This is a genomic window from Brevibacterium epidermidis NBRC 14811 (assembly GCF_001570805.1).
GTDB lineage: Bacteria > Actinomycetota > Actinomycetes > Actinomycetales > Brevibacteriaceae > Brevibacterium > Brevibacterium epidermidis.
On the sequence record NZ_BCSJ01000001.1, the window covers coordinates 24,712 to 37,131 of the forward strand.

The following is a 12,420-nucleotide window of genomic DNA, read 5'->3' on the forward strand; positions in this document are numbered from 1 at the left end:
TTCAAGCCGAAGGGCGGCACCTGGCTGTCGTTCAAGCCCAAGCGCGGTTCGCCAGCCAACTAACCGTCGTTCAAGGCCAAGCGCGGATATCGGGACGTTTACGTCCCGATATCCGCGCTTCTGCTTGATCGAGGGTTGTCGGGCCAGCCACCCGCCGCCCGAGGGCCCGCTAACCAGTCCGGTCAGCGGTCGGAGTCAGCACCGGCGGCAGCTCCCGGCAGGAGTCGCCCGGCCCCCTTGAGGCCAAAGCTCGTGAGCACGGCGGCCACGAGGACGAGGACGACGGCCGCACCGGCGGCCCACTGCACGCCGAAGTCGAAGGCAGACACGGCCGCCTCGGTGATTCGTTCACCGGCTGCACCACTCAGCCCGGACGCGTATTCGAGCGCGGAGCCGAGCGTATCGAACTGAGCTCTGTCCGCTTTGTCCCCGATCGCGGACTGCAGCGCGGATCCGTACATGAAGGTCGAGAGTCCACCGAGCACGGTCGTTCCCATGACGGACCCGAATTCGTACGCGGTTTCCGATATCGCCGAGGCAGCTCCGGCCTTGTGCGCGGGGACTGCGGCGAGGATGAGGTCGTTCGTGATGACCTCGGCGGTGCCGAGTCCGACGCCGAGGATGAGGAAGGCCAGCAGCATTCCCATCACGGAGTGTTCGGAGGTGAAGGCGATGATGCCCATGCCGACCGCGTTGAGCGCGAGCGCGCAGGGCACGACGACGCGCGGTTCGAAGCGGGCGATGAGCGGCACTGCCAGATAGCCGGCCGCAACCGAGGTAATGAGCCCCGGGATGAGCACAAGGGCGGCGTCGATCGGTGAGAGTCCGAGCACGAGCTGGAGCAGCTGGGTGCCGAAGTAGAGGAACCCTGCCAGTCCCATGATGCTCAACAGGTTCGACACCACCGCCGAGGTGAATACGAAGTTCGCGAACAGACGGACGTCGAGCATCGGGTTCGGAGTGGCGAGCTGGCGGAGGACGAAGCTGGCTCCGGCGACGATAGCCACGGACAGGCTGAGCCAGAAGAGGAAGTCGGCGCCAGACGCCATGCTGTGTTTGATGGCAAAGACGAGCGGGGCCAGGGCGAGCATCGACAGGATGATGGAGAACGTGTCGAAGCGGCCCGGGTTCGGATCACGCGATTCGGGCAGCAGAACTGCAGCAGCGGGAATGAAGAGCGCGATGAGCGGCAGGTTGATGAAGAAGACCGAGCTCCAATGGAAGTGCTCGAGCAGGAAGCCGCCGACGATGGGCCCGAGTGCGGCACCACCGGAGAACATCGCGGCCCAGGTGGCGATCGCGATGCGACGGTCCTTGTCATGGTTGAAGATGTTGCGGATGAGCGACAGTGTCGATGGCATGAGGGTAGCGCCGAAGATGCCGAGCAGTGCGCGGGCGAGGATGAGCATCTCGGCGGAGGTGGAGAACGCCGCGAGCAGCGAGGCCGCACCAAAGCCGACGGACCCGATGATGAGCAGCTTGCGACGTCCGACCCGATCACCGAGGCTGCCCATGGCCACCAGCAGACCGGCGAGCATGAGCGCGTAGATGTCGACGATCCACAGCAGCTGCGTGCCCGTCGGATGCAGGCCGGTGCTGATTGCCGGGATCGCGAAGCCGAGGACCGTGTTGTCGATCGAGATCAGCAGCACGGGGATCATGAGCACCGCGAGACCGGCCCATTCGCGCCGACCGGCACGCAGCTGTGGAGTCAGTGTCGTCGTCATGCCATCAACTGTACCGTCTGGACGGTACAGTTGAAAATCGGTTGGCGTGCTGCAACCGAGATGCTCAGGTACTGCGCAGATACAGGCCCGGCCGCGCGAGGAATCCGAGCGGTCTCATGCATGCCCAGCAGGCAGAACACCAGGCACACGTCCGTCTCGTAAGTACAGCCATGGACTAGGCTCGTGGCTATGGCACGCAATCCGACCGCAACCAAGGAGAAGCTCCTCGACGCTTTCGATACGCTCCTCGACGAACACGGCACCGCCGGAGCGACTCTGGACGCAGTAGCGGCGAAGGCCGGAGTCTCCAAAGGCGGTCTGCTCTATCATTTCGGGTCGAAGGCCGAGCTCATCAAGGGCAGCCTGGAACGCCTCGACCAGCTGGTCGCCGAAGACGTCGAGGAGATGAACGCTGCCGGCGCGCGCCTCCATTACTACTACCTCGAGACCTCAGCCGAGGTCGGCACTCCCCTGGATCGCAGCCTCATCGCCGCCGGCTGCCTTGCACTCGAGAACGAGGACGCCAAGGCGGCTCTGCGTCGCACACGCGAAGCGTGGTTCGACGCTCTCAACAACCACCTCGGCGATGCTGATCTGGCGATGACGATTCAGCTCATCGGCGACGGAATGTACTTCAACCAGAACTTCGGGCTGTCACAGGATGAGGCCCTCGACCACGTGAAGCGTGTGCTCACTCGTTTGGGCCTCTAAGGCACCTGCGACTGCCTTCGAACATGGAGTTCCGGACATCTCGTGCGGGATCTTGCGTCAATCTCCCGCACAGATCGTCCGGAAGTCGGCGCGCCGCCGCAGTTGCACTCGCACGTAGGTGACTGTGGATAGCGATTCTTTATCCACACGCCGGTTTCTCGCCATTCCCTTTCCGTGGCCAGCGGACGAGGCTGGCACCTATGTCCGCTGACACCCGCTGGGTGATGCACGATTTTCCTGAGGTCTTCCGAACCCGGGACTACATCGAACGAGGCATCACAAGGCACAGCCTCTATCATTCGAAGCGCTATAAGCAGGTGCTCCCAGGCGTACGGATGGACCGCGAACGGTTCGACCGTCGTCCGGTACCTGCATGGGCTGATACCAGCTGGCTGTTTGATGCGCAGAGGCTCCGAGCCGCACTCCTTCACTACCCAGACATTGCTGCTGGCCACGCCCTTGCCGCGCGGCTCTATGGCTGGCCTCTTCCGTCCAACTGGATGACGTCGCAGCTCCATGTCTCAGTCACAAATCCCAATTCCCGGATCAGACTCCCTGGAATCACACTGCGCCGAATGACGAATATGACCGTCACACAATGGTTCGAGTTGCCCGTTCTCGCTCCTGCAGAGGTCGTCATCGGCATCGCAGGCGACCTGCTGCAACGCGACCTCGTGAAACTCTGCGACGCGGCCGTTGGCAACTGGCACGGACCACCGCAGATCGGTCTCGACGAACTGCGTGACTGCGTTCGCACACGTCCTTTTATCCGGGGACGAGAACACCTCTCCGAGGCGGTCGGTCTTGCCCGCCCAAATGTCGATTCGCCGCCGGAGACAGACCTGCGGCTGTGGGCCGTCGAGGTCGGTCTCCCTGAACCCGTCGTTCACCCTCAGACCCTCAGCCGCATCCTTGGGCGCATAGTCGAACCTGACCTCGGCTATCCTGACACGCGGCTCGCTCTGGAGTACGAAGGCGGTCACCATTTCGAGTCGAAACGCCAGAGAGAAAGCGATCTCAGACGCGACGAAGCACTTCGGGCTGAGGGATGGACGGTCCTCCACGTGACGAGCAACACCAACTACATCTTGTTAGAGGCACAGATTCGTGATCACTTGGGACTCGAACCTCGCCCGGGACATCACAGCCGCTATCGAAGATGACGATTGCCTACGACCGACTCCGCTTGGGACTGTGAGTTCCGGACGATCCGTGCTGAGTACCGAGGTCTGAGTCAGCACGGATCGTCCGAAAGTCTTAGAGCTTCCCGCGATGAAAGCAACAACCAAGCGCGGGCCACCCCGAAACCTGAGAACTTCTCAGACTTCTCAACCTCAGCTCAGGTGATGAACCTCCTGCAGTCCGTACACCGGGGTGTCGATTCCCTCGTGGCGAGCCTTGAGCTGGAGCGCCAGGTACAGCGAGTAGTGGCGGGCCTGATGCAGATTGCCGCCCATGAACCACAGGTTCTCCTGCTGGGTGGGCTTCCACATATTGCGCTGCTCACCCTCCCACGGACCCGGGTCCTTCGTCGTCTCCGACCCCAAGCCCCAGCACTTGCCGACCTTGTCCGCGGTCTCCTGATCGACGAGGTCCGCGACCCACCCATTCATCGAACCATAGCCGGTGGCGTAGACGACGAGGTCAGCCGGCAGCTCGGTCCCATCGGAGAGGACGACGGCATCCTCGGTGAGGTGGTCGACCTGCCCCTTGGCCAGCTTCACTTTGCCGTCGGCGACGAGCTCGGCGGATCCGACGTCGATGTAATACCCCGACCCTCGACGCAGGTACTTGAGGAACAGCCCGGACTCATCGTCACCGAAGTCGAGGTCGAACCCGGCATCCTCCATCCGCTGGTAGAAGTCCTTGTCCGCTTCCTTGATCTGGTCGTAGAGCGGGATCTGGAACTCGTGCATGATCCGGTACGGCAGTGACGCGAAGATGAGATCCGCCTTCTCCGTCGTCACACCATTGGCCAGCGCGCGTTCGGAGTACAGGTCGCCCATCGCGATCTCCACGAGCGAGTCGCTCTTGACGATGTGCGTGCTCGAGCGCTGCACCATCGTGACGTCGGCGCCGTTCTCATACAGGGCGCCGCAGATGTCGAACGCCGAGTTGTTGCTGCCGATGACGACGACCTTCTTGCCAGCGTAGGCGTCGGGGCCCGGGTGCTGCGAGGAGTGCTGCTGCTCGCCCTTGAAGATGTCCGAGCCGGGGAAGGTGGGGATGTTCGGCTTGCCCGACATGCCCGTGGCCATCACCAGATGGGTCGGGTGCAGAGTGATCTTCTCCCCGTTCCGGTCGACCTCGACCGTCCACCGGCCGGCTGCTTCGTCATATTTCGCCGAGGCGGCTGTGGTCGATGACCAGTACGGAATCTCCATCACCTTCGTGTAGAACTCCAGCCAGTCCGCGATCTTGTCCTTCGGCGCGAACACCGGCCAATTGTCGGGGAACTTCAGATACGGCAGATGGTCGTACCAGACCGGATCGTGCAGACACAGCGACTTGTACCGCGACCGCCACTGATCGCCCGGCCGCTCCCACCGGTCGATGACCAGGGACGGCACCCCGAGTTGGCGGAGACGAGCGCCGAGGGCGATCCCACCCTGCCCGCCGCCGACGACGAGGATGTAGGGATCGGCGGTCTTGCCCCAGGCGTCGTCCTCCTCGGCGAGCTTTTCCGACCAGCTCTTCCGGTTGGGATCGACTCCATGTTCGGCGCCTTTGACCCGGCGAGTGCCGCGCGGCTCCTCATGACCGGCGATCTCCTGCAGCGAGGTGAGCATGGTCCAGGCCTTAGTGCCGTCTTCGTCGATGAGGCGGACGAGTCCCTTGCCACGCCCCACCGAGGTGGTGAAGGTGAACCATGCTTCGGTCACTCCGTCGGCAGTTGCCGCCGGCTCGCTGAGTTCGAACTCCTCCGGCGAGACGCGGTCGAGGTTATGGGTGAGCAGGTCGGTGACCCCATCGGGATTCTCCACCGTCTTGAGATTCCAAGTGAAGGACACAAGGTCTCTCCAATAGCTGTCCGTGGCGAACAGTCCGGCGGCGGCCGGAATATCCCGGCGGCTCAGGGCCGATTCAAAGTCCTGCAGCCACCTCATTGCGATGTCATCGGCAGTCAGCTGGGGACGGTCGAGCGTCGTTGTCATCTTTCCTCCTCGTTGAGTTCAGTGACTCCAAACTAGGACGGACGCTCACGGCTCGGAAGAGTTGCATCGGATTGCATGGCTCGCACATAGGCGGGATTCTCACAGACGCTTCGACCCCATGGTCAGGGGCGCGTTCCCGTCTTATACTCAAGGCATGCTTCAGCCGGATCTGGCGCATCTCGCCAGGGATCTGACACGCATTCACGATGCTGTGATCACCGGGGCGTCTCCCCCGGTGCAACCGCGCGCGCTGGTCAGGCGCTCGTGGGATCGAATGCTGCGCTTGGGGCTGGACCCGGATGGCGCGAATGCGCGGATCGTCGCCGATGAGACTGAGTTGGAGACTCGGAGAAGGAATTCGCGGCTGCGCTTGGTCGTCGAGGAGATGCGGTCGGTGCTGCTGCGGGCTCCGGATGCGGCTCCGTTCATCCTCGTCGTCACCGATGCCGATGGCGTCATTCTGTGGCGTGATGGTGCGGCGTCCGCGAGGCGCCAAGCCGATGAGCTCGGATTCGTCGATGGAGCTCATTGGTCCGAAGCCAAGGTCGGCACGAATGCCATCGGCACGGCGCTGACCGAGGAGGCACCCGTCCAGCTCTTCTCCGCCGAGCACTTCGAAGCGTCTCAGCATCCCTGGTACTGCAGTGCCGTCCCCGTGCACGACCCGCATGACGGGACCCTGTTGGGAGTCGTCGACATCAGCGGCCCGGCGATGACCCTCCACCCGGCCGTGCAGTCCTTGGTGACAACGGCGGTGCGTCTGGCCGAGGCCAGACTGATGATCGCGCAGCAGGAAGCACTGAACACCTTGCGCGATCGGATGTCGGCGATGCTCGCCGGCACGTCCGGCCCGGCACTCGTCGTCGACGATGCCGGATGGGTGGCCTACCAGCAGGGAGTGCGCAGCCGCGACCGCATCGAGGCCCCCGCTGCCGACCGCTCGATCCTCATTCCCGGTGCCGGTCTGTGCCTGCCGGAGAAGATCACCGGCGGGTGGCTGCTGCGGCCCACCGGCGACCGTCGAGCCTCGGTGACTCTGCGGATGAGACAGGACCCACCCGTGCTCGACATCCATTCCAGTACCGACCCCCTCGTCGTTCCGCTCACGCCGCGGAGGGCGCAGATTCTGGCGGCGGTCACCTCGGCGGGTGTTGCAGGGATCAGTGCCGCCGATCTCAGCCAGCGCCTCTACGGGGACGGCGACCATGTGGTCACCGTCCGCGCTGAGGTCTCGCGTCTGCGCCGCTCGGTTGGGGCGCTGCTCGCCACCCGACCGTACCGGTGGGCCGAGGGCGTCGACGCGCGGGTGGAATGAGAAGCTCCAAATAAGTCGTCTGACAAAACATTTCGACGATATTCACAATCAATTTGACAACTTGAGACACTTAGTCAATAGCAGGCTCTGGGAATAACACTCCGGGCCGTTCATTTACTATTCGCTCGGACAATCTACCTACCCCATTTACCGCCTTTATTCAAAAAGAGCAATCTTCTACGCATTCTCGTCATAATATACCGATGCATAGATTGGCCCACTTGCATGACCAGTGTATACACGGTCAACGATATTGCTCTTAACTAGATCGCCGAATGAAGCGTCATCCAAACAGGACGAAGTAAGACCTGAAAGCCGTGCGAAGAAATATGCTACGGTGCCTACCGCCTCCGCCGGGTCCACCCTTCGACCTGGAAGGCACGCAAAAGCGCGATACCCTGAACGCAACCAAGACCGCTGCATGTATTGGGCCTTTTCTGGAGCTCCCCGCTTCACCCTATCCTTGCGCGCCTGCTCTGATTCATAAGCCCAATTGACCTGGAGTTCATACATTGGAGCTAACCCAGGATTTCCTGGCGCAGTGATATTCGCATATTCATAAGATTCAGGTATGGCGAACGCTATGACCTCCGCATACGCACCAATATCCAACTCCTCTTCGGGACTCAACTCTTGAAGCCCGAGGCCGAAATACGAGGCAAATCCAGCAAATATAAATCGAGCGATAGGATCATTATCTTCGAATGTATCATTTGGATCGTATCCATATTCATATAGCCACGAGGTAACCAATTCGGAAACAAAACATCCAGCTTCTCTGATTAAATCTTTTTTGTCGCCCTCGGATAAATCTCCCAGATATTTCCACAATACAGGCGGCGGATAATTTGCATCCAGAAGAATTTGAGGATATCTCCCCCACGCCTCTAACATCCACGGCAAATTTTTTATATCTAGCGGGAATCCAGTAGATTTCGTTAGAGACACATTTTTCAGTCTGTCTGAATAGTTTTCAACCGACGAATCCGTTTCAGACTGATCGCTGTCGTCCATCTTATTCTCGCCATCTGAACGCCTTGTACGCGCTTCCACTCTTCCTTCGCTTCTGGAAAGCGCCCGCTCCATGCACAGCCGAATAGAACGCGGATCCTGTACCCAGACTTTCAGATCTCCTGCTTCATCGAAGTCAACAACGAACACAAAGGTCGGGCTACCTGAACGCGTTTGTGCCAGCCACGACTCAACGTCTTCGAGTTTCACAGAGGGATCCGCGCTAGACCGACTCGATTTAACCTGAACATGCGCAGTACGTCCACCAACTTCCCAATGATCAAGTTGAGCACCAGGCGGCCATTTGGGCAACATTAGATGCAGGTCTAGCCCATAGTCCATTTGTGTAAGCGAATTGACCGCGCACCCAGCGCCGATCAGCAGCTCAGCCGTGCGATGCTCAGCTTGAGCCCCCTGCACACCATTCCTGTCCAAGAAAGCCATGCTCACTACGCTAACAGACGGGAGAATCGTGAAATCTGAAAAATTGCTCATATCAATTTGACGATGATAATCGAATAGTGCGACTTACTCCACGGTATTCAAGTTACCTGCAGAAATATTTATGCGCCAAAGACCTCTCGTAGCTCTCGAGTGAGTTCAACGACTGCCAAGCCCACCGATTTGCACCCTCGCTAGAGACTGGTGCCTAGAATCTCACAATTTGGGCTCATGCGGCTGCCGCCCTTGACCCGTTTCGAAAACAGGACGCCGCAACAGCATTGCGACTGAAGCACCGCAACTACGACCGCTGGCTTCTGCGACGAATAACGGCAGCGTCTCATCTCGCAACTGCTCTCAAAACCCCCTTTTTGCCACCACCGGCGGGGAATATTGTGGTCACGGAGGTGACCGTACGGTGCCATTTCACTCGCCTAGGACACGACGGCCCCGCGGTAGCTCCCGACCGACCACAGCACCCCTTCGGGATCCTGGATGGCGAAGTCGAGTGATCCGTAGTCCTGTTCCGTCAGTCCCGTGACTTCGGTGGCGCCGGCGGCGAGCGCACGCGCGTGGAGCTCACGGACGTTTCCGGAAGCCAGGTACACCGACCCCGAGGCGACTCCGGTCTTCGTCATGACCCCGCCGTCATCGCGGACGGACCCGAGCATCACTCCCCCGCCCTCGGACCAGGCAAGTTCGGCGTGATCGACGCGGTTCGGATCGTCGGCGTTCGTGTACTCGGCGACGACGTCGAAGCCGAGCGCCTCCTGGAGAAATGCGATCGCGGCTTTGGCATCGCGATAGCGGAAGGTGGGCCAGACGTTGGCATGGTTCTCGGACATGGTCACTCCTGAGGTCGTCGCAGTTGGAATTCCATCATCGACGCGCACCCACCTATACGTCTTGGACAAATGGGAACAGGTCATCCCCTCGCCGAGGCGGCCCCCACTGAATCTGTCCCCTCAGTCCGGGTCCGGGCCACGTCATCGGCGGCCAGCCACCGGCTGGGGCTGAGACCGACGAAATCCTGAAAGTCCCGGTTGAGGTGCGCTTGGTCGGCATAGCCGCAGCTCACAGCGATCTCTGCCAAACTGCCCCGGCCTTCCGGGATGAGCCTCCGCGCCCGATCGAAGCGGACGATGCGGGCGGCGTCCTTGGGTCCGATCCCGTATTCGGATCGGAACTGGCTGCCCAGATGGCGCCTGCTCCATCCGACGTGATCGGCGACGAGGGAGACGGGCAGACCGCCATGGCTGTCGGCGATCCGATGCCAGGCGGCGGCCACCTCGGTGCGCGGACGATTCGCGTCATCGATCGTGCGCATGAGCACGTCGTCGATGGCGGCGAAGCGGGCGGACCATTCGGTCTCCAGGTTGACCCGCTCGTGCAGTTCCGCGGCCAGCGGCCGGGAGATCGACGCAAGGTCGACGCTGTGGTGGGCGAATTCTGCGGCGGGGATTCCGAAGAACGCCCGTGGAGCCGACGGGCTGAAATTGATCTGGATTCCCGACATCGCACCGGGGTGGGCGATGAGCGTCGAGCGCAGGTGAAGGCCGGCGAGCAGCACGTCGAAATGCTCACGGCTGCCGGTGAGGGCATCGACCTGGCACAGTGGTTCGTCGATCGAGACGATGAAAGTCAGAGTTCCCGATGGCAGTCCGAGGTGCGTCCCCGCGGGGACGCCGGAGATGTCGTAGCCGACGTAGTCACCCACGAACGGCCGCAGACTCGGGTGAGGCCGGCCGATCAGGTCGTCAGTGCGCGACGCGGACATGGCGCCAGTGTAGACCCGCGAGTGCGGGCGGGTAGGCGTGATCGGCCCGGCCCGTCACGATCGTTCGACCACGCCCCAGATCGGGTCGGTGAAAGTCCGGTCGAGATCGAGCCCGAATTCTCCACGGAGAACGGCGACGAAGTCGGCGGCATCGGTCACCGTCCGCTCAATGCGTTCGGGCTCGTCACCGGGGCGGAGGCTGCGCAGCTCGCCACCTTCGAGCGACACTTTTCCGCCGCTGTCGAGCGTCCTGGCCACCACCGGTGCGCCGGTGAAGCGCGTGCCGGGTTTCGTCGCGGTGAACCAGTTCGACACCTCGAGGTCGGATTGTTCACGTGGGACATCCGCGAAGGCATAGACGGTGCGAAACTCCTGGTCAGCACTGGTCCGCGACTGCAGCGCCCAGTCGGCTTCCGCTCGCATCGCCGGTGCCAGCACGGTGTCGGCCGGGACGATCCTGTGCTCTCCGTGCTCTGTCGTCCGCGGTTTCGACTCCGCCTCGAGTGCGAGTGCAGACTGCGGCGTCCCACCGCCGAACCCCGGGTCGACGAGGAAACGCCGACCCTTGATCTCGACGATCGTCGCCTGGTGGGTCAGCGGTCCGGGCGCGGACCTCCCGTCGCCGAGGTGAACGCGGGCGAGAATCGGGTGCGCGCTCAGCCCGAGCTCTCGGAGCACGGCGCGGATGAGTGTCGCGTGTTCGTGGCAGTAGCCGCCGCGGCCGGCGTCCAAGAGCTTCGCCGTCAGTGAGTCGAGGTCGGTGGGAATGCCCCGCGATTCTCCTGCCGCGCGTGCGGCGATGACGTCGAGGTTCTCGAAGCAGATCGACCGGACGTGGGCGGTCAGCAGCTCGTCGATGAGGTCGACGATGTCGTCGATCGTCCCGAGCGCCCGACGGCGCAGTCCGTCCTCCGAGCTGTCGAGTCCGAGCCGGTCGGCATACCGGGCTGCAAGCGATGACGGTGTCATTGCCGGTGCTTCCATTGCGGGCGCGAATTCACGCCCACGGTTGGGGTCGGAGTCCGTGGGCTCCGCGATAGTTCGGCGACGTCGGCTGCTCCCACTCGCCGAGGAGGTCCTCGGGGAGCCGATAGACCGTGACCTGCAGTGGGTGGCAGTTCTCCACCGGATCGGACGAGCCGTCACCGAACATCGGTGCGGACAGATCCCCGCCGGGGCAGGTGGACAGGGCCGCGAGCAGGTCTTGTTCGGCGAAGAACTCGAAGTAATCGCCCGGGCGTGCCGGGCAGGTCTTCATGAAGTATTCGTCGTTGCTGTTCAACCCCGTGCACTGGAAGACGTTGAGCACATCGTGGACGTCGAATTCGGTGAGACCGTACGGCAGGATGGCGCGGACGAGGTTCGAATGGCAGTGGTAGTCGAAGTCGACGCCGCTCAGTATCTGCGACACATAAGGGTCGCATCGGGTGCCCAAGGTGTCGTGCACGCGGCCGCCTTCCGGGTCGATGCCGTAGTCGGACAGTGTGTCGCCGACGATGGTGGCCATCGGCCGCAGAAACGGCAGGGTCGACCACAGGCGATCGAAAGTGGACACGTGTGCCGCCTGGAGCTGTCGGGTCCGTGCGGCCCAGAACCGTTCTCTGGGATCGTGGCGATTCCACAGATTGAGGTCGCCGACCTGCGGGCCGTCGACGGTGGAGATGCGGCAGACGTGGCCGGCAGGGATGTCCCACGCCTGTCCGGAGCGGATGGGGATGGTGAACTCGTCGATGATTTCCCGGGAGTCGGTGTCCTCACCGATCTGTGAGTAGAAGTCACTGTCGACCTCGAGCGCGGGGCCCTGATAGGCGGCTTCCTGCAGACGGCTCTGAGCCATTGGACGCATCCTCCTCCGTAGTCATGTTGCCTGCAACGATGCCAGCTTCTGACCGGCTGTCCAAGACGGTGGTCGTCGGGTCTATGCTGAAATCAGAGAGCCGACGCAGGTGAATGAGCCGCGTCGTCGCATGCACCGAACCGCGTGCACCGAGCAGTGGGAGGTCGGAATGGCTGAAGAGATCGACGTGGAGATGCAGGACACGGGGGAGTTCCTGGCCAGCATCCGCTCAACGACGGGAACCGACGAGATCGTTCTGATGTTCGACGATGCCGAAGAGGTCTCCGACGGAGTCTTGGGCAATGACGAAGCCTCTGTCCGCGCGACCGTGGAATTCCTTCTCAGCCATCAGCCTCCTGGGGACCTGCCGGACCGGATCGACCTCGTCGACATCGCCGCTGCCTACGACGGAGCGATCGAGTCCATCCGCAGGCTGAGGGACTAGA

The 12,420-nt window shown here is 62.2% G+C and carries 11 protein-coding genes; 4 read left to right on the forward strand and 7 right to left on the reverse strand.

The window, feature by feature from the left end; genetic code table 11:
* Positions 1–182 precede the first annotated feature (182 nt).
* Positions 183–1,727 carry an MFS transporter gene (locus tag BEP01S_RS00105; protein WP_062239058.1) on the reverse strand — a complete coding sequence of 515 codons (1,545 nt, stop codon included), beginning with the start codon at positions 1,725–1,727 and terminating at the stop codon, positions 183–185.
* Between the two features lie 189 nt (positions 1,728–1,916).
* Between BEP01S_RS00105 and BEP01S_RS00110 the strand changes: the two genes are divergently transcribed.
* A complete protein-coding gene (locus BEP01S_RS00110) occupies positions 1,917–2,438 on the forward strand; it encodes a TetR/AcrR family transcriptional regulator (protein ID WP_062239061.1) in 522 nt (173 codons plus the stop codon).
* Between the two features lie 200 nt (positions 2,439–2,638).
* Complete coding sequence (locus BEP01S_RS17030) at positions 2,639–3,601, forward strand: endonuclease domain-containing protein (protein ID WP_244881996.1); 963 nt, start codon at positions 2,639–2,641, stop codon at positions 3,599–3,601.
* 171 nt (positions 3,602–3,772) lie between these two features.
* Here the strand turns inward: BEP01S_RS17030 and BEP01S_RS00120 are convergent, their stop codons facing one another.
* Entirely contained in the window at positions 3,773–5,593 is a 1,821-nt protein-coding gene (locus BEP01S_RS00120) for an NAD(P)/FAD-dependent oxidoreductase (RefSeq protein WP_062239068.1), read from the reverse strand.
* A 154-nt stretch (positions 5,594–5,747) separates the two neighbouring features.
* Here BEP01S_RS00120 and BEP01S_RS00125 point away from each other — a divergent pair, with 154 nt between their 5' ends.
* Complete coding sequence (locus BEP01S_RS00125) at positions 5,748–6,908, forward strand: GAF domain-containing protein (protein ID WP_062239072.1); 1,161 nt, start codon at positions 5,748–5,750, stop codon at positions 6,906–6,908.
* 177 nt (positions 6,909–7,085) lie between these two features.
* Here the strand turns inward: BEP01S_RS00125 and BEP01S_RS16710 are convergent, their stop codons facing one another.
* The 5 genes from BEP01S_RS16710 to BEP01S_RS00145 all read right to left on the reverse strand — a co-directional run bounded on the left by BEP01S_RS16710 (position 7,086) and on the right by BEP01S_RS00145 (position 11,974).
* On the reverse strand, positions 7,086–8,363 hold the full coding sequence (locus BEP01S_RS16710; protein WP_157070466.1) for a DUF4365 domain-containing protein: 1,278 nt from the start codon (positions 8,361–8,363) through the stop codon (positions 7,086–7,088).
* 431 nt (positions 8,364–8,794) lie between these two features.
* Positions 8,795–9,205 (reverse strand): VOC family protein, encoded by a 411-nt coding sequence (locus BEP01S_RS00130; protein ID WP_062239075.1) that lies wholly within the window; start codon positions 9,203–9,205, stop codon positions 8,795–8,797.
* 80 nt (positions 9,206–9,285) lie between these two features.
* Complete coding sequence (locus BEP01S_RS00135) at positions 9,286–10,137, reverse strand: helix-turn-helix domain-containing protein (protein ID WP_062239077.1); 852 nt, start codon at positions 10,135–10,137, stop codon at positions 9,286–9,288.
* Between the two features lie 54 nt (positions 10,138–10,191).
* Positions 10,192–11,106, reverse strand: coding sequence for an arylamine N-acetyltransferase family protein (locus tag BEP01S_RS00140; protein ID WP_062239080.1), 915 nt, complete (start codon positions 11,104–11,106; stop codon positions 10,192–10,194).
* Positions 11,107–11,134: 28 nt separating this feature from the next.
* The gene (locus BEP01S_RS00145; protein WP_062239083.1) at positions 11,135–11,974 is read right to left on the reverse strand and encodes an urea carboxylase-associated family protein; all 840 of its coding nucleotides are present in this window, start codon (positions 11,972–11,974) and stop codon (positions 11,135–11,137) included.
* Between the two features lie 169 nt (positions 11,975–12,143).
* On the opposite strand from BEP01S_RS00145, the gene BEP01S_RS00150 reads away from it, so the two are divergent.
* Complete coding sequence (locus BEP01S_RS00150; protein ID WP_157070467.1) at positions 12,144–12,419, forward strand: hypothetical protein; 276 nt, start codon at positions 12,144–12,146, stop codon at positions 12,417–12,419.
* Position 12,420: the final 1 nt, after the last annotated feature.